Annotated in this window: 14 protein-coding genes and 1 pseudogene; 10 read left to right on the plus strand and 5 right to left on the minus strand. The window is 71.7% G+C overall.

The window, feature by feature from the left end:
• Positions 1-4 precede the first annotated feature (4 nt).
• The 7 genes from WBK50_RS01285 to WBK50_RS01315 all read left to right on the plus strand — a co-directional run bounded on the left by WBK50_RS01285 (position 5) and on the right by WBK50_RS01315 (position 9401).
• Positions 5-997 carry an ABC transporter substrate-binding protein gene (locus WBK50_RS01285; protein ID WP_341333846.1) on the plus strand — a complete coding sequence of 331 codons (993 nt, stop codon included), beginning with the start codon at positions 5-7 and terminating at the stop codon, positions 995-997.
• Between the two features lie 17 nt (positions 998-1014).
• Positions 1015-2100: an LLM class flavin-dependent oxidoreductase gene (locus WBK50_RS01290; protein WP_341333847.1), complete on the plus strand. Its 1086-nt coding sequence runs from the start codon at positions 1015-1017 to the stop codon at positions 2098-2100.
• Positions 2097-3461 (plus strand): NtaA/DmoA family FMN-dependent monooxygenase, encoded by a 1365-nt coding sequence (locus WBK50_RS01295; RefSeq protein ID WP_341333848.1) that lies wholly within the window; start codon positions 2097-2099, stop codon positions 3459-3461. The genes WBK50_RS01290 and WBK50_RS01295 overlap by 4 nt, the downstream gene beginning before the upstream one ends.
• 10 nt (positions 3462-3471) lie before the next feature.
• Positions 3472-3900: a hypothetical protein gene (locus WBK50_RS01300; protein WP_341333849.1), complete on the plus strand. Its 429-nt coding sequence runs from the start codon at positions 3472-3474 to the stop codon at positions 3898-3900.
• 309 nt (positions 3901-4209) lie between these two features.
• A complete protein-coding gene (locus tag WBK50_RS01305; protein WP_341333850.1) occupies positions 4210-5388 on the plus strand; it encodes an LLM class flavin-dependent oxidoreductase in 1179 nt (392 codons plus the stop codon).
• Positions 5385-6719, plus strand: coding sequence for an MFS transporter (locus WBK50_RS01310; protein WP_341333851.1), 1335 nt, complete (start codon positions 5385-5387; stop codon positions 6717-6719). The genes WBK50_RS01305 and WBK50_RS01310 overlap by 4 nt, the downstream gene beginning before the upstream one ends.
• A gap of 1020 nt (positions 6720-7739) precedes the next feature.
• Entirely contained in the window at positions 7740-9401 is a 1662-nt protein-coding gene (locus WBK50_RS01315; RefSeq protein ID WP_341333852.1) for a SulP family inorganic anion transporter, read from the plus strand.
• A 104-nt stretch (positions 9402-9505) separates the two neighbouring features.
• Here WBK50_RS01315 and WBK50_RS01320 read toward each other — a convergent pair whose 3' ends face one another.
• From WBK50_RS01320 to WBK50_RS01330, 3 genes and pseudogenes are all read right to left on the minus strand, one after another.
• Positions 9506-10192: a DUF2156 domain-containing protein gene (locus WBK50_RS01320; RefSeq protein ID WP_341333853.1), complete on the minus strand. Its 687-nt coding sequence runs from the start codon at positions 10190-10192 to the stop codon at positions 9506-9508.
• 307 nt (positions 10193-10499) lie between these two features.
• Positions 10500-10931, minus strand: coding sequence for a hypothetical protein (locus tag WBK50_RS01325; protein ID WP_341333854.1), 432 nt, complete (start codon positions 10929-10931; stop codon positions 10500-10502).
• Between the two features lie 106 nt (positions 10932-11037).
• Positions 11038-11535, minus strand: a pseudogene (locus tag WBK50_RS01330) (AI-2E family transporter); the annotation flags it as partial.
• 891 nt (positions 11536-12426) lie between these two features.
• On the opposite strand from WBK50_RS01330, the gene WBK50_RS01335 reads away from it, so the two are divergent.
• Complete coding sequence (locus tag WBK50_RS01335; protein ID WP_341333855.1) at positions 12427-12654, plus strand: hypothetical protein; 228 nt, start codon at positions 12427-12429, stop codon at positions 12652-12654.
• Positions 12655-12795: 141 nt separating this feature from the next.
• On the opposite strand, the gene WBK50_RS01340 is transcribed toward WBK50_RS01335, so the two are convergent.
• A complete protein-coding gene (locus tag WBK50_RS01340) occupies positions 12796-13329 on the minus strand; it encodes a hypothetical protein (RefSeq protein WP_341333856.1) in 534 nt (177 codons plus the stop codon).
• Between the two features lie 297 nt (positions 13330-13626).
• Between WBK50_RS01340 and WBK50_RS01345 the strand changes: the two genes are divergently transcribed.
• Together WBK50_RS01345 and WBK50_RS01350 are read left to right on the plus strand one after the other, a co-directional pair.
• Entirely contained in the window at positions 13627-13938 is a 312-nt protein-coding gene (locus WBK50_RS01345; RefSeq protein ID WP_341333857.1) for a hypothetical protein, read from the plus strand.
• Between the two features lie 64 nt (positions 13939-14002).
• Positions 14003-14203: a hypothetical protein gene (locus WBK50_RS01350; protein ID WP_341333858.1), complete on the plus strand. Its 201-nt coding sequence runs from the start codon at positions 14003-14005 to the stop codon at positions 14201-14203.
• Positions 14204-14674: 471 nt separating this feature from the next.
• On the opposite strand, the gene WBK50_RS01355 is transcribed toward WBK50_RS01350, so the two are convergent.
• On the minus strand, positions 14675-16894 hold the full coding sequence (locus WBK50_RS01355) for a DEAD/DEAH box helicase (RefSeq protein ID WP_341333859.1): 2220 nt from the start codon (positions 16892-16894) through the stop codon (positions 14675-14677).
• Positions 16895-17422: the final 528 nt, after the last annotated feature.

Here is a 17422-nt window from a genome sequence, read left to right on the forward strand (position 1 = left end):
ACCCATGTCCCGCATCCCCCGGCCGCTGCGCCACCTGCGGCTCGCCGCCGTCGCCCTCCTCGTCCCGGTACTGGCGGCCGTGGCCTGCTCCGGGCCGGACCCCGACCGGGCCGCGGCCCCGCCGTCGGCCGCCGGCGCCGCCGTCAACACCAGCCCGGAACAGAACCAGGTGCGGGCCGAGAAGGTCGACGCCATCGCCGCGAAGGTGCCGCAGGCGATCCGTGACCGCGGCACCCTCGTGGTGGGCACCACCGGCAGCGGGAACCCGCCGCTCTCCTTCCGGGCGGACGACGACCGCACCGTCATCGGGGTCGAGCCCGACCTGGCCCAGCTCGTCGCCGACACCCTCGGGCTGAAGCTCGACCTGCAGCCGACCTCCTGGGAGAACCTCTTCCTGGCCGTGGAGTCCGGGCAGTACGACGCCGGCTTCTCGAACATCACGGTGACCGAGGAGCGCAAGGACAAGTACGACTTCGCCACCTACCGGGTGGACACCGTGTCCTTCGAGGCGACGAACGCCGGGAAGGTGCAGCGGATCGAGAAGCCGGCCGACATCTCCGGGCTCACCATCGGCGTGGGCTCGGGCACGAACCAGGAGCAGATCCTGGTCGACTGGAATGCGCAGAACGAGAAGGCGGGGCTCGCGCCGGCGACGATCCAGTACTACCAGAACGTCGGCGACTACTACCTCGCCCTCGACTCCGGCCGTCTCGACGCCTACTTCGGGCCGAACCCGGGCGTGGCGTACCACGTCGCAACCGGCGGCAAGACGAAGATCGTCGGCTCGGTCAACGGAGGCGGCGGCGGCGTGCAGGCCGACATCGCGGCGATGACCAAGAAGGACAACGGGCTGGTCACGGCGCTGAACGAGGCCCTGAACTCGGTGATCGCGAACGGGAAGTACACCGAGGTCCTCGGTCGCTGGAACCTGACGAACGAAGCGCTGCAGACCTCCGCCGTCAACCCGCCCGGCCTGCCGCGAAAGCCCGCGTCCTGATCGTCGGAGGAGCACTCATGAGCCGCCCCCTGCACCTCGCCGTCGAGCTCGACGGCGAGGGCGCCCATCCCGCCGCGTGGCGGCGGGCCTCGCACGCCCCCGCCGCGCTGCTCACCCCCGAGCGCGTCCGCGCGCTCGCCCAGGTCGCCGAGAACGCCGGCGCCACCCTCGCGACCTTCGACGACTCGCTGCTCCCGCCCGACGGGGTGGGGCCGGTCGGGCGGATCGGCGCGGTGGAGCGGGCCGCGTTCGCGGCGGTGCATACCAGCGTGCTCGGCCTCGCGCCCGTCGTGTCCACGACGTACTCCGAGCCGTTCCACGTCTCGTCGCAGCTCGCCTCGCTCGACTTCGCCGCCACCGGCCGGGCCGCCTGGCTCGTCGCGGCGACGGCCGACCCGGCGGCCGCCCGCTCCCTGGGGCGCCCGACCGTGGAGGGCGAGGAGGCGCTGCGCCGCGAGGCCCGCGACGCCGGGCGGGTGGCCCGGGACCTGTGGGATTCCTGGGAGGACGACGCCGCCGTCCGCGACGTCGACACCGGGCGCTACCTGGACCGGGACAAGCTGCACTACATCGATTTCGTCGGCGAGACGTACACGGTCAAGGGCCCGGCGATCGTGCCCCGGCCGCCGCAGGGGCAGCTCGTCGTGCTCGCGCCGGCGGGTCTGCTGCCTGCGGGCGCGGCCGACGTCGAGCTGGTGGAGGGCCGGTCCGTCGCGGACCTCGCCGGCGACGGCCCCGGCCTGCGGTTCGCCGAGGTCGAGATCGCCCTCGACACCCCGGCCCACACCGCCGCGGAGCGGCTGGCCGACCTGGACCGGCACGCGCCGTGGGCGGCCGGTCCGCGGCTGCGGTACGCCGGTCCGCCCGGCGGGCTGATGGCGCTGTTGGAGGAGCTCGCCGGAGTGGTCGACGGGGTCCGGCTGCGCCCCGCGGTCCTCGACGAGGACCTCCCGGAGCTGTCCGCCCGGGTACTCCCGGCCCTGTTCCGGTCCGGTACCGCCGCGCGGCCGCAGCCGGGGACCTCGCTCCGCACGACCCTCGGGCTGACCCGCCCCGCCAGCCGGTTCGCCCGGCACCTCACCCCCGTGGAGGGCACCGCATGAGCAGCACCGACTACCCGCGCCCGCACGCCCAGCTGCACCTCGGGGTGTTCTTCCAGGGCGTCAACCACTGGACGATCTGGTCGCTGCCCGAGAGTGGCTCGCAGATCGACTTCTCGTCGTTCCGCCGGATGATCGGCACGGCGGAGCGTGGCCTGTTCGACGCGTTCTTCCTCGGTGAGGGGCTGCGGCTGCGGGAGTCCGGCGGGAAGATCCACGATCTCGACGTGGCCGGGCGGCCGGACGCGATCACGCAGCTGGCCGCGCTGGCCGGCCTCACGTCCCGGATCGGGCTGGTGGCCACGCAGAACACCACCTACAACGAGCCGGCCGACCTCGCCCGGCGGCTCTCCGGCCTGGACCTGCTCTCGAACGGCCGGGCGGGGTGGAACGTGGTGACCACCGACAACGCCTGGACCGGCGAGAACTTCCGGCGCGGCGGCTACCTCGACCACGCCGACCGGTACGTGCGCGCCGAGCAGTTCCTCACCGTGGCCCGGCAGATCTGGGACTCGTGGGACACCGACGCGATCGCGACGAGCACGGACGCGGAGGACTGGGCCGATCCGAAGGGCATCGCGACGGTCGGGGCCCGGACGAGCCAGTTCGACGTCGAGATCACCCCGACGCTGCCGCGCAGCCCGCAAGGACACCCGGTGATCTTCCAAGCGGGCGACTCCGCGGAGGGGCGGGACTTCGCCGCGCGCAACGCCGACGTCATCTTCTCCGCGCACGGCTCCGACTTCGCCGACGCGCTGGCCTTCGCCACCGACATCCGCGCTCGGCTGCGCACGGCGGGGCGGTCGGAGGATGCGCTCCGCATCCTGCCCGGCACGGAGATCGTCCTCGGCGACACCGAGGAGGAGGCCGCCGAGAAGGCGCACTGGATCCGGTTGCACCAGGTCACCCCCGCGACGGCGTTGGCGATCGCGGGGCAGGTGTGGGGTATCGACCTGTCCGATCGGGACGCCGACGGCCCGTTGCCCGCCGAGGACCCCGTCGTCGTCGAGCCGACGGGGGAGATGGGCAGTCGTCGGTGGAAGGACCCGCGGGAGATCGTGCGGACCTGGCGTGACACGGCGGAGGCACGGGGGCTCAGCCTGCGCGAGACGGTGATCGCGCTCGGGCCGCAGCGTGGGCACGTCGGCACGCCCGCCGGGTTGGCCGAGAAGTTCGCGCACTTCGTGCGGGCGGGCGCGGTCGACGGGTTCAACATCTCCCCGTACCTGACCCCGGACGGGCTCGACGACATCGTCGACCGCCTGGTGCCCGAGCTGCAGGAGCGCGGGGTCTACCGGGAGCGCTACGCCGGCACGACCCTGCGCGAGCACCTCGGCCTCGCCGGCTCCGGGTTCTTCCGGTAGGGCGGCGGTGGTGACCGTGCACCGGGTCTCGGTAGCCGCCCTGTGGCGGCGGTGGCGGGCCCGGCTCGACCGGCTGGACCGGGAGCGGATCGACGAGCAGATCGCCGATCTCGCGCTGGTTCGTGCGGTGCTGACCCGGGCCGTCGACTCGCCGGTACTCGACCCGGTCGACGCGGTGACCCAGGCAACGACCGAGCTGGCCGGCGCCGATCCTCTCGCGGTGCAGCAGGCGCTGGAGTACACCTGGCACGTTCTCGCCGGCGAACCCGACGGACCGGTGCGCTGGAACGTCCGGTCTGGCGTGCACGAGATCCATCGCCATGACCTTGCCCGTCGGATCGCGCGGGCCGGCGGCGGCACTCGACGGCCTCTCCGTGCAGCGCTCGAGCGTGTCGAGGCCGACATCGCTCGTTTGAGAGCGGAGCGACCGGATGGATGAGCAGGGTCACGACCGTCGCCGGCGTGCCTCGGTCTGGGCTTCCAAGGGCAGAGGCGCCCGTGATCGCGAGGCCTTGACGCGACGGACGAAACGCGGCGCTGGTCCGGCAGGAGACCGGTTCCGCCTTTCGACGGGGCTCCTCACACCCCCAATCCCCCGGCTTGCCCCGCCGGCTCCGCCGTGTTGGTGTCGGGACATGGGAGGCAGCGAGCTGACCCGGCGTCGATGGGTCGACCTCGGCCGGATCCGGTCGGCGGTCTGTCCGGCCTGAGCCGCGTCCGCCGTACCCGCCCGCTCCGAAGGACTCCCATGCCCCCGCTCACCCTGCACTGGTTCCTGCCCACCAACGGCGACGGCCGCCAGCTCGTCGGCGGCGGCCACGGCGTCGGCACCGGCTCGGCCGGGTCGATCCGGCCCGCCTCGATCGAGTACCTGACCCAGGTCGCCCGCGCGGCCGAGCAGGTCGGCTTCACCGGCGCGCTCACCCCGACCGGCGCCTGGTGCGAGGACGCCTGGCTGACGACGGCGATGCTGGTCGCGCACACTGAACGGCTGAAGTTCCTGGTCGCCTTCCGGCCGGGCTCGATCTCGCCCACCCTCGCGGCTCAACAGGCAGCGACCTACCAGCGCCACTCCAGCGGCCGGCTGCTGCTCAACGTCGTGACCGGCGGCGAGTCGAAGGAGCAGCGCGCCTACGGCGACTTCCTCGACAAGGACGGCCGCTACGCCCGCACCCGCGAGTTCCTGCAGGTCGTGCGGGCGTTGTGGCGCGGTGAGACCGTGGACCTCGACGGCGAGCACGTGCACGTCGAGGGCGCGTTCCTCGACCGGTTGCCCGACCCGGTGCCGCCGATCTACTTCGGCGGGTCCTCGCCGGTCGCGGGCGACGTGGCCGCCGAGCACGCCGACGTCTACCTGACGTGGGGCGAGCCGCCGGCCCAGGTCGCCGAGAAGATCGAGTGGATCCGCAAGCTCGCCGCCGACCGCGGCCGGGCCGTGCGGTTCGGCATCCGGCTGCACGTGATCACCCGCGACATCGCCGAGCAGGCCTGGGCCCAGGCGGAGTCGCTGCTCGCCGCGCTGGATCCGGTCACGATCGAGGACGTGCAGGCCGGGCTTGCGGCCAGCGAGTCCGAGGGGCAGCGCCGGATGCGCGCGCTGCACAACGGCCGGCACGGCGGCACCGCGAAGAGTCTGGAGATCGCGCCGAACCTCTGGGCCGGGGTCGGTCTCGTTCGCGGCGGCGCCGGGACCGCGCTGGTCGGCAGCCACACCGAGGTCGCCGACCGGATGAGTGAGTACCACGAGGCCGGCATCGACGAGTTCGTGCTCTCCGGCTACCCGCATCTCGAGGAGGCGTGGTGGATGGGGGAGGGCGTGCTGCCGATCCTGCAGCGCCGCGGGCTGTGGGAGCCCCCGCCCGGCGGCGGGCTGCGCACCGACGCGGCCCGGACCGTGCCCTTCGCCGCTCAGGCGGGCCGCCAGTGACCGCCGCGGGGACGGCGCTCGAGAACCGCCCGGTCACCCGTCCTCGCACCGTCCTCCTCGCGAGCCTCGTCGGCACGACCGTCGAGTGGTACGACTTCTTTCTCTACGCCACGGCGGCGGGGCTGGTCTTCCCGAAGCTGTTCTTCCCGGTGGGCGACGAGGTGGCCGGAACGCTGCTGGCCTTCGGCACCTTCGCCGTGGGGTTCGTGGCACGCCCGATCGGCGGGGTGCTGTTCGGGCACATTGGGGACCGGCTGGGCCGCAAGCGCACGCTCGTCGCGACCATGGTGCTGATGGGCGCTGCGACCGCGCTCATCGGGCTGCTGCCCTCCTACGCCGCGATCGGCATCGCGGCGCCGGTGCTGCTCGTCGTGCTGCGGGTGCTGCAGGGCCTCGCCGTCGGCGGCGAGTGGGGCGGCGCGGTGCTGCTCGCGGTGGAGAACGCGCCGCCGGGGCGGCGAGGGCGGTTCGGCAGCGTCCCGCAGATCGGGCTCGGGCTCGGGCTCGCGCTGGGCACCGGGGTGTTCGCGCTGCTCGGCGAGGTGCTCGACGACGAGGCCTTCCTCCGGATCGGCTGGCGGATCGCCTTCCTGCTCAGCGTGGTGCTCGTCGTGGTCGGCCTGCTGGTGCGGCTGGCCGTGCTGGAGACCCCGGAGTTCCGCCGCCTGCGCGAGTCCGGGGCCACGGCGAAGGTTCCGGTGGTCGAGGTGTTCCGCACCCGCGGGCACCGTCGTGGCCTGACGACCGGGCTGCTGGCGCGCTGGGCTGAGGGCGCGGCGTTCAACACCTGGGGTGTCTTCGTGGTCACCTACGCTACTGCCACGGTGAAGGTCGACAAGATCGTTGTGCTGCTCGCGGTCACCGCGGGCGCGCTGCTGATGGCGCTGCTGACTCCGCTCGCCGGAGTCCTCGCGGACCGCTTCAGCCGCCGCCGGGTGTTCGGCGCCGGCGTCGCCGGGTTCGGGATCACCGTGGTGCCGTCGTTCCTCGCGCTGCAGACGGGGGTCCCCTGGCTCGTGGCCGCGGTCGTGGTCCTGCAGCTCGGAGTCTGGTACGCGCTGATGACCGGCGCGGAGTCCACGCTGTTCGCCGAGCTGTTCGACACCGACGTCCGCTACACGGGCATGTCGCTAGTCTTCCAGGGGTCCGGAATCTACGCGTCCGGCCTCACCCCGGTCATTCTCACCGGGTTGCTCGCCGCGAGTGGGGGCGCCCCGTGGTGGGCGGCAGGCTACCTGGCTCTCACCGCGGTGATCAGCCTCGCGGCCGTCGTCGCCATGCCGCGGTGGATCGGCTGGCGCCCGCCGTGGACTCATGATGACCGCTGGTGACGCTGTGGAGGACAACGCGACAGGACATTTTGGGTTCGGCAGAACAGCGACTTCCGAGCAGGTGACTGCCGGGATAATGACTTCGTGGTCTGGTATCCGACGCACCCCTCGTGGTCGGGCCGGACGCTATTTCAAGTAGGCAATCTTCATTGGGTCGCCTTCGCTCTCCATCGGAGAAAGGGATCGGACATCGGCGCGGGAGCGGCGGCCACCTCGGGTTGGACCGGGACCCCGTGATCGGGGCAGCGCCCCGGCCGTCACTGTCCATCCTTCGCGCGAGCGGGTCGACTCGCGCTCGCGCAACCGACAGGACGTTGCCTTCCTGGGGCCGCGACCGAGCGGTCTCGTCTTGAGAAGCCGGGGTTGACCGTGGCAACTCGCTGATCGCGGGCGAGGCGGCGTGACCCGCGTCGACGCCTCCTTCGCGGCCTGTGCGGGTCGAGGCCTGCATTTGCGCGGATGAGAGCTAAGAGTGAAATCGAGTACGGACTCGGCGAGCGAATCTTCTGAAGGGTGCCGGCGAGGACGTAGTGCACTCTGGTGACGATGAACTCCGTCGGCTGCTTGATGCGCTGGGAAAGCTCGGTGTTAATCGCGTACTTCCGGCGCCGACGCGAACGGTGAAGAAGGGCCTTGTTCGAGGTGCGCCAATCACAACGGTCCCCGGTCCCAGCTGGCACGGCACAGCTTCGGCTGAGGCGCGCGACTTGAAGCGCAAGTACGCCGACGCGTTGCGCAGGTCCCCGCGACGAAGGCTGCGCTTGCCGAGGTGAAGGCCAAGATGAAGGAGCTCGACGAGGAGCAGACGGCCTCGACGTGGAAGCACGTCCGCGAAGCCTTCGACTACCCGGTATTCATGGCCGCACATCCGGCGGAGCGCCCGCCGGTCCGTGCGACTCCTCACCCGACACGACCGCAGTGTGGCCTCACCGCAGTTCGACTGTGCTCCAGCAGTGCTGTGCCCACACCGCCGAGGGCTATCGTGCGCCGGCACAGATCGACACGACGAGGAGCGTGGACGTGCGGGCGACGCGGGTGCCGGTGCTGACCGGGGTCCTGCCGGTGGAACGCGGCCGGTGGCTGCCGGAATTGCTGGCCGGGACGACGCTGGCCGCGCTGGCCGTCCCGGAGGTCCTGGGATACGCGCGGATCGCGGGCATGCCCGTGGTCACGGGCCTGTACACGATGCTGCTGCCGGCGGTGGTGTTCGTGCTGTTCGGCGCGTCTCGGCACCTGGTCGTGGGCGCCGACTCCGCCACCGCCGCGATCCTCGCGGCCGCCCTGGCCGGGCTGGCCGCGACCGGCGGCCCGCGCTACACCGCGCTGGCCGGAACCGCCACGCTCGTCCTGGCCGTACTGTTGGTGCTCGCGCGGCTGGCCCGGCTCGGGTTCCTGGCGAATTTCCTGTCCCGCACGGTGCTCGTCGGTTTCCTGACCGGGGTGGGCGTGCAGGTCGCGTTGGGTCAGGTGCCCGACATGCTCGGGGTGGCGGGAGGGTCCGGGGGCCTCCCGGCGCGGCTGGCGCATCTCGTGGGCGAGTTCGGTGGCGTCTCGTTGCCGACGCTCGGGGTCGGACTGGGCGCGATCGCGATCATGATCGTCGGCCGGCGGGTGGACCGGCGCATCCCGGCCGCGCTGGTGGCCGTCGTGGCCGCAGTCGCCGCCGACGCCGTCTTCGACCTCGGCCGGTTCGGGGTGGCTGTGCTCGGCCCGGTTCCGGCGGGGCTGCCGGGCCTCGCGTTGCCTGCGCTGGCCCCGTCCGACCTCGCCGCCGTGCTGCCCGCAGCGGCGTCGATGCTCCTGGTGGTGCTGGCCCAGTCCGCGGCAACCGCCCGCGCCTACGCCGCCCGGTTCGACGAGACCCCCGACACCGACGCCGACCTGGTCGGGCTGGCGGGCGCCAACCTCGCCGCGACGGTGACGGGTGCGTTCGTCGTCAACGGCAGCCCGACCAAGACGCAGATGGTGGTCGGTGCGGGCGGGCGCAGCCAGCTCGCCCAGCTCGCCTCCGTCGTCGCGGTGGTCGTGGTGTGTCTGGTCGCGACCGGCCCGCTCGCGCACCTGCCGCTGGCCGCGCTGGCCGCCGTCGTGTTCCTCATCGGAGTCGAGCTGGTCGACGTCGCGGGCCTGCGGCGCATCCTGGCCGTGCGGCGCGCCGAGTTCGTCGTCGCGCTGCTGACCGCCGTAGCCGTGATCGTGCTCGGCGTCGAGGACGGCGTCCTGATCGCGGTCGTCGCCTCGATCGTCGACCACCTGCGGCACAGTTACAGCCCGCACAACGCCGTCCTGGTCAAGTCGCCCGCCGGACACTGGCGCTCGGAGCCGGTCGCCCGGGGCGCGCGGACCAGCGGTGGGCTCATCGTGTACCGGTTCGCCAGCGGGTTGTACTTCGCGAACGCCTCGCGCCTGTTCGCCGACGTCGAGACGCTGCTGGCGGCGGGCCCCGACCTGCGCTGGTTCTGCCTGGATGCAGCGGGCATCGGCGACGTCGACTTCACCGCGTCGACGGTCCTGGCAGACGTCTTCGCCCGACTGCGTGCCCGCGGCGTCCACGTCGTCACCTCGAATCTCGCCGACGGCGTTCGCGCCGAGCTGGAGCGCTACGGCGTCACCCCCGACGCCTGGTACGACACCTCCGGCGAGGCGCTCGCCGCCTACGAGACGGAGTGCAACCGTGGCTGACCCAGGCCATCTCGGCGCACCGACCGACCCGACGCCGGCTCTGCAGGCCGGATCGCCCGGCAGGGTCGTTCGCCCCCTCGGTGCACGCCCAGGAGGCACAGGTCCTAGGTCAGGTCCGCCAGGGGCAGCAGGGTCTCCTCGGCCACCTGCACCGTGCTCCAGCCCAGCTCGCGCGTGACGGCCGCCACCACGGCGTCGACGCTGTAGAAGCAGGGGGTCCAGCCCTGCTCGCGGCAGTGGGCGGCGAACCCGGCGACGGCGTCGGGCACCGACTCCGGACGTCCGACGGGGCCGCCCGTGGTCACGGCTACCCCGCCGATCACCCGGTACGCGACGGCCCCGGTGCCGTCCGGGGTGAACCAGTAGGCGTGGCCCGGCCAGGTCGCCATGTACTGCAACGACCCGCCCGCGCCCGCGCCGAGGAGGGCGCGCACCCGGACGAGGTCCGACTCCGCGGAGCCCGGGCGGCTGCGCAGGAACGTCCGCAGCGCCGTGACCGCCAGGACCAGCCACACCGCGGGCCCGATCCACTCGTAGAGCATCGTGGCCGCCCAACCGACGGGCAGGAACCCGGGCGCGACCCCGACGAGGTAGCCGGGTGGGACCAGCCGCGACGGCAGGGCGCCCAGCAGGTCGACGACGCCGGGCACGGGATCGAAGTCGTCCCGCAGCATCAGGCCGAGGCTCACGTAGGCGGCGGCCGCGAGCACGAGCGCGGCCACCACGGCCCGCAGGAGCGCCCGGTACGTGCCGCGGGGCGCCCGCACATCGAACCCGGTGCGGGTCGCCACGAGCAGCACGATTGTCGTGCCCCGCTGACCGTGCTGCTGGTCTCAGGACACAAACCGAGGTGTCCGGCTGACGGGGGTCACTTCACAAGGCGTCGGTGCCGCGAGCCAGAGCAAGTGGTCGAGTTCGGTGACGGGACGCGGAGTTCGTGGGCTGCGCAGGCAACAGCAATGAATCCGGCTGCGGCGTCGCCGCCTGGTAGGTCGACTCCGTGAGGTCGCAGGCTTTCAGGACCGACAGCAGGCGAACGCCCCCTCTCGCGATCCGGAGGGGGCGTTTGCGTGAGAGGCGGCCCGGGGACCGATGGGGTCAGCCGGCGCCGGGTGTGGTGCCGTGACCAGGGCCCATCGGCTCCGCGTTCGCGCTGCCTGCCGTCGGCGGCGGGGAGGCCGGTGCGTTGTGGTGTCCAGGGCCCATCGGCTCCGCGTTCGCGCTGCTTGCTGTGGACGGCGGGGAGGCCGGGGCGTCGGGTGCCTGTGCGGCGGGTTGTTGCCCCTTGGTGGCGGCGGCGAGCATCTGTTTGGCGAAGATGCGCTGCTGGGCGATCAGGTTCTCGGCGAAGTCGAATACGGCGTCGAGGACCTCCTCCGGGTTGCCCCCGGCAGGTGTCGCCGCGTGGGTTCGACGCGGCATCCCCTTCATCAGCTCGTTGCTCTTCTCGGTCCACTGCTGCCAGAGGCTCTTGAAGCCCTCTTGGGTGCGGCGTGTCAGGTCGCTGAGCTGCTCCTGCGGACTGGTCATCGCACTCCTCCTCCTGGGTAGGAATCGATAGGAGCCATCATGGGCGCTCTCCGGTGTTGGTGGCAGCCTCCAACACGGTTCGCTGAGGGCCGATTCCTTCCGGTCCTCAATCGTGCCGGCCCGGCTCCGGGGCCGGGTCCGGGTCGAGCTCGGGTTGGCGGTCGAGTCCGGGTTCGTCGGGTCCGGTCTGTTCGGGTTCGCTGGTGTGGACGTCGCGGGGGTCGGTGTGCTCGTCGGCCTCGCTGCGCAGTGATCGGATGCCGGAGCTGAGCACGGCGAGCAGCGGGACCGCGAGTAGTGCTCCGGCGTTGCCGCCGACGAGCAGCCCGGTGGCGATGGCGAGGACGACGGCGAGCGGGTGCAGCTTGACGGCGCGTCCGAGTAGCAGGGGCTGCAGGACGTGGCTTTCCAGCTGCATGATCCCGATGACGATCGCGAGCACGATCAGGGCGGAGACGGGGCCTTGGGCGACGAGCGCGACGAGGACCGCGACGCCGCCCGCGACGACCGCTCGGATGATCGGGATGAAGCGTCGAGGAACACCAGCACGTCCAGCGCCCGGCCCGCGACCCGCGTCGGCACCCGCGACCGTGAGGCTCGGCCTGCTGAGCCCAGACCACCTCCCGGGCCCGCGCTCGGGCCGCGGCGACAGCGGCCAGAGCGGTGTCGTCGAGCCGGTCGAGCAGCCGCCACCGCGTCGAGTCCGAAGCCACCGCCCCGAACGCGCGCTCTGGTCGGCCAGCACGCGACCCCGTCCCTGTCAGCGGTCACGATGATCTTCGGGCGCGTGGTTGTGGCATGCACCGGGAATGTGCCTCCCCCGACCGGCGAACACAACCTTCGGCAAGCTCTGTCCAGGTCCGGCGGCCGAGGCAGGATCTACCGCCAGATCCAAGTGCGCCACGGTGGAATACCGGTGCGGAATCGTGCTGGGAAAGAACAAACGGACGTCGCCCCGAGGTGCCTGGGGCGACGTCCGGACCGCACAAGTGATCGGGTTACCAGGCGTGCACAATGCGCCGTGTCGCTCGGTCTCGGCGTCAGCACACGAGAATCGTGTCCTGACGCAGGCCCGCGGCGCTGAGCCTTATCGCGGCATGCTCCGCGTGGGTGCCCGGTGCTGCTCGTGCTGGGAACACCGGCCGGGAGGACGGACCTTCTCTGCTGATCCGGCCTTGGCCTGTCGACGTTCTCTACCACCAGGTCTACTCCGCAGTCCCGCCCACCGCAAGGGAACCTGGGCCGGAACCTCTGCCCTGAAGGCTGGCCGGTGATCTCCCGGTTGCCCCGTGTGTCGACCGCCGCCTTGCCGGGGTGGCGCTCGCCCTCGACGCCTACGGCGCCCCTGCCAGGCGCACGAAACACTGCCGCGCCTCGACTCTGGGTCGATGTCGTGATGGGCGCGGTCGGCGGGATGTTCCAGGTCGCCAGGTTCGTCCAGACCGAGCCGGTTCGGGCGGCGCGAGGCCGCGGCGGTGAGTTCTACGCTCATGCGATGAGATGCCGCATCGAAGTGTTCGTCCGCAGCGGCCACACCATCGACCTGTCGCTCGAGGATGGTGAGGACCGCGTGTTCACCGACGCCCTGCACAAGGCGTGGGCCTCGCCGGAGGCCATCGGGTTCACCCAGCTCGCGCTCGGGGAGAACGCGGTCATTCTCGCCGCCGAGGTCGTCGGGTACCGCCGTCACGGTTCGGTGGAGACGGACTCGACCCAGCTGTAGCGGCGCTCGAGGCTCCGTCCCCCGATCCACTCCGCGGGGCCCGAACGGTGCTCGGGATGCATCCGCCGCGGCGGGCTCGCGCCTGTATCGGTCGTGATCGGCCGCCGCGCACGCCACTTCGCCGGCCGGCGCCGCCGATTCCTACCCGTGGTGGCCGGGGTTGTCGATCGCACCAACCGATGGGGTCGGTTCGAGCTGGCCGAAGGACCATCCCGAGACCGCGGAGAGCCGACCCCGCCAATGCATCCCATTACCAGGCAGCGCCGCACCGCTGGGGGCGAAGATTCGGGCTTCGCGCAGGTGGATGAAGTGCGTCGGGTCGAGGTGCGCGAGGCGTTGCTGGTAGCGCTCGGGCAGAGAACCGAGCGCATCCTTCGCGGCGGCGAGTGCGTTGTGCTCCTGGGTCAGGGACTCGCTGTCCTTCTTGAACAGGGTCGCCCAGCCACCGTGCTCGTCGTCGATGGAACCGCCGGTGTGCACGGTGAAGGCGGCCCGCGAGGCGTGCTCGACCTCCTCGAACCACTGCCAGTGCGGGATGATCCGGCCACTGACCACGAGCCCGCTTAGCGTCAGAATGACTCCAGGGCCCTCGCTCGGCGGAGGGGACATCGTGTCGATGAGCTCGACCATGCTTGCCAGCGTGTCGTCGATCTCGGGAACGTCAGCGGCGATCACGGTTCCCCTCCTGCATCGGCTGGGTGGCGTACCTGGGCAGTATCGGCCAGTGCACCCAATCCCCGACGCGCCGGCGTTTGCCCGTCCGGGGTCTGGGACCTTGCCGGGTCTACGCCCCCTCGGCCTCGTCATCGTCCACGACGCGCCGGCCGCGTCAAGGCCGGCTCGGCCGTCGCGCCGCGAACGCGCCGCGATGCCCTCCGGGCACCCTTGACCCGGCCATTGCGATGAGCAGAGCGGCCAGTACGAGGGAGCGGGGGAGGTGTAGAGGCCGCGCCGCGGCTTGAGGACCGCGAGGTGCTGCTTGTGCTCGAGGACCTTCAATGGGCTGACCCCGAGACGCTCGCGGTGGTCGAGTACCTGGCCGACAACTGTGCGGGTGAACGCCTTGTCCTGGTCGCGACGTGCCGGGATGTTCCAGGGACGGCCATGGACCTGCTGGAGCGACTGGCCCGCCGCGGTTCGCCGCGTCTTGAGGCGCTCGCGGCGCTGACCGGTGAGCAGGTCGGGACATGGTCAAGGCGTGTGGCGGTGCTCCGAGCTCATCGGTCGCCGAGTCGATTCGTGACCGGGCAGCGGGGCTTCCGCTGTTGGTCGAGGATCTTCTGAGCATCGAGGGATCGGTGAGTCGACCTTCGTCGAGAAGGGCACACTCGTCCTCGGCGACCGACGGATGAGCATCGACAACGTCGGCGAGGGCGTGCTTGAACCCAGCGCTCAGGCCGGAGTGATGCAGGGAGCCGTGCTCTGGCGCGTCGAGGGCTGGTCGCCCGATGGCACGATCCGCGGCCTCCTCGCGACATCATTCATGCTCGAACCGGAGACTGGCCGACCGGGCGAGAACCAGGTGCTTCGGCTGTTCATCACGCACTGATGAACGAAGCGTTGCCGCCAGACGCTGCTCGACGGCGCCGATGGGGCCACGCCGGTCGATGTGCCTCGGACTGGTTCGACCAAGTGATCGGCGAGGTCGAAGCAGTGCCGTCGCCTCTGCAGGGTGGGGCCTTTACGCATCAGCATGAGGTTCAGTTTTCGGGCTGCGTTGACGACGCCGAGATCGTTGTTCTCCGGCGAGCTCACCGACCGCGAGCGGGCGGTCATCGCAGAAGGGAGCCGCGCCCGGTACGCGATCGAGACCGTGATGCGGGACCTCGTGCGCGCCCGCCTCGACGACGACAGCGTTCGGCCGGGGAGCAGCTCGCGCTCTTCCGCAGCTGACGTGACGGCTCCCAGCTCGAGTCGACCTGTTCCGCGCGGTTCCCAGCGGGTCGGAGCTGCTCCACCGTGACCTGTGGATTCGTTGTTCCCTCGATGAGCACGAACACCTCGCTCACCGCTCGCCGCGTCACCTCTCAAGGTGCGTCGGGGCCGCCGACAGCGCGTCGGTCAGCAGCGCGACGAGCGCCTCGTGCTGCACGTCGGCCGACGATCCGACTTCCTCCTCGGAGCCGTCGAGCGCTTGGGCGGCGAGGCCGGCCTTGTTGTCGATCAGCTCGGCGATCCTGGCATCGATCGTCTGGGCGGCGATGATGCGCCACGCGGTGACGGGCTCCGCCTGACCGATGCGGTGGCTGCGGTCGATGGCCTGGGTCTGTTCCGCGGCGGTCCAGGAGAGTTCCGCGAGCACGATGTTGGAGGCGACCTGGAGGTTGATGCCCACACCGGCCGCGGTCAGCGAGCAGACCGCGACGGCGACGCCGGGGTCGTTGACGAAGGCGTCGATGTTGCGCTGTCGCACGGTCGACGTCTGGTCGCCGCGGATCGAGGAGAACCGGACCCCCTGCTTGGTGAACGTTTCCTCGGCGGCGTCCATCACGTCGACGTGCTTGGCGAAGAAGACCACCTTCCCTGCGCTGCGCGCGAGCTGTGCGGCGTAGTCGGCGGCGAGGCCGGCCTTCGCGTGGCCGATGCGTCGCATCATGCTGAAGACATTGTCGCCGGTCGTCGACGTGGCCGCATCCTTCTGCTCCCACCTGGCCACCCGGCGCACGAGGTCGTGGTCGATGCCGTCGGCGGTGGGGCTCTCGACGACGCCACCGGACCGTCGGATGGCGAGTGCGTCGGAGTACCGGGCCATCATCCGGCGGGCGAGGTCGCGCTCGGCGGCCCGAATCGACCGGCCGGCGGGCCCGTCCAGCTCGACGGGAAGGTCGGCGATGCGCCGCGCCGGGATGTCGGCGGCCACGTCGACCTTGCGGCGACGGACGATGCCGAGGTCCACGACGCAGCTGCGGGCGGCGGCGTAGAAGCCCGGATCGGCGGGTGTCAGGCCGGTCTCGGTGAGGGCGTCCATCAGGTCGGCAAGCGGTTTCGTCCCGTCGATCCAGCCGAGGAACTGCCAGATGGCGAGGAAGTCCTCGATGTCGTTGATCAGCGGGGTGCCGGTGAGGGCCATCAGCAGCGGACGCGCGGTGAAGGACCGGATGCGTTCGGAGAGCTCCAGGACGTGCTGCGAGCGCTGGGAGGCCTTGTTCTTGATGAAGTGCGCCTCGTCGACGACCATTCCGCGGAAGCCGAAGTCGCCGAGCCACCCCACATGCCGGTCGAGCACCTCGTAGTTGACGACGACGATGTCGGCGAAGCCGTCGATGGAGTCACCGTTGCCGTGGATCACCGTCGCCGAGCGGCGGGGTGTCCACAGACCGGCCTCGCGCACCCAGTTCGTCTTGACGACGTTGGGCACGACGACGAGCAGGGGGTAGGCGTTCGCCGCCTCCGCGGCGAGCAGCGCCTGGGCCGTCTTGCCCAGCCCCGGCTCGTCGGCGAGCAGGAAGGTCCGGTGGCCGGCCTGGGCCGCGGCGACCAGCCGGGCCTGGTGCGGCATGAGCTCCCGGCCGCCCGGCGCCCTCTGGAGGGTCGGCGCGGGGAGGGCCATGCACGCCGAGGCACCGCCACCGGCGCGCTCGAACGACCGCAGCAGCGGGCCGAGCAGCTCCCAGCCGGCCAGCGGCGTCGGACGGGGTGCGCTCGGCCGGGGGGCCGAGAAATCGGGGGCGAGGAAGGGGTTGGCCAACTGCCGCGAGACGACCGACTGCGGCACCACCCGGGGCTTGGTGGGGGCGGCGGGGACCTCCACCGGCGGGGCCTGGTCGACGTCCGTCTCGAGGCCCGTCTCGCTGCCCGCCTTCCGCAGCACGTCCCGGGCGAGCGACCTGGCCTCGTCGGAGACGATGGCGTCCTCGGCGAGGAGCGCCAGGAGCGCCGGGTCACGGACGGCGGTCATCGCGAGGGTCGTCGCGATGTCGTCGAGACGCTTGAGCCGCCCGGCCCGGCGCGCGTCGCTGATGTTCTCCTCCGCCCGGACCCGGGCGCGCTCCTCGCGCAACAGCAGTGCGACCGCCTGGAACTTCGTGCGCGTCGCGGGTGTCACCCGGCCGCTCCGCAGGGCGGCCGCGACCTCCCGGACGGAGTGCGCGAGCACCGACATGACGTCGCCGCGTTCGCGGCCGCGTCGTTGCTCCCGCGGGGCGCTACGGCGAGCCCTGGTCTGGGGCTGGCCTCGTCGAGCCACGAACTCCTCCTCCGGAATGCCCGGCAGGGCCGCCGTGGCGGCCTTACCGCGCACAGCGCTGCGGTCGGGTCATGGGCGTCGCGGGGAGAGGCCGAGGTGTGGCTCCTCCGGGACGCGACCTGACCCTCGGATCTGCGGAAACGCCACCGCGGGGGCCGGACAGCCCACACAGGACGGGGCCACCGGTCGGCGGTCCAGCACCTATGGCCCAGGTCGGCCATGGTCTTGACGAACAACGTGCAGCGGTGGTCGGTTTCTTCCCGTCGATAGTACCGCCTGGCAGACGTGTCGCTGTTCGGGAGAGATGAAGATCCAGCGCTTGAGGGCCCAGCTGTCCCCGCGCCGGCCGTCGCGGAGCAGGTAGCACTCGCGGCCCCAGAACTCCGACCCCGAGCACTGGCAGAACGCGCAGAACAATGCCATGGCCGTCGCCCCCAACATGATCGGTGCCGACGCGCCGTCTCGGAGGCCCCCCTGGTTCTGGTTCTCGATCTTCTATCCGGGTTGCGGGTCGTCGCTGCGTTCGGCATGGCCAACGCGCGCGACACCTGCCCGGTCGGCCAGCCGTTGAGTCGAGGGATG

It is taken from the genome of Pseudonocardia sp. T1-2H (genome assembly GCF_038039215.1).
GTDB lineage: Bacteria > Actinomycetota > Actinomycetes > Mycobacteriales > Pseudonocardiaceae > Pseudonocardia.

What these genes read in the sequence shown, in the direction of transcription:
- WBK50_RS01285 (WP_341333846.1), top strand. Translation starts at nt 5, where the DNA reads ATGTCCCGCATCCCCCGGCCGCTGCGCCACCTGCGGCTCGCCGCCGTC.
- WBK50_RS01290 (WP_341333847.1), top strand. Translation starts at nt 1,015, where the DNA reads ATGAGCCGCCCCCTGCACCTCGCCGTCGAGCTCGACGGCGAGGGCGCC.
- WBK50_RS01295 (WP_341333848.1), top strand. Translation starts at nt 2,097, where the DNA reads ATGAGCAGCACCGACTACCCGCGCCCGCACGCCCAGCTGCACCTCGGG.
- WBK50_RS01305 (WP_341333850.1), top strand. Translation starts at nt 4,210, where the DNA reads ATGCCCCCGCTCACCCTGCACTGGTTCCTGCCCACCAACGGCGACGGC.
- WBK50_RS01325 (WP_341333854.1), bottom strand. Translation starts at nt 10,931, where the DNA reads ATGACCAGTCCGCAGGAGCAGCTCAGCGACCTGACACGCCGCACCCAA.
- WBK50_RS01335 (WP_341333855.1), top strand. Translation starts at nt 12,427, where the DNA reads ATGAGATGCCGCATCGAAGTGTTCGTCCGCAGCGGCCACACCATCGAC.
- WBK50_RS01350 (WP_341333858.1), top strand. Translation starts at nt 14,003, where the DNA reads ATGAGCATCGACAACGTCGGCGAGGGCGTGCTTGAACCCAGCGCTCAG.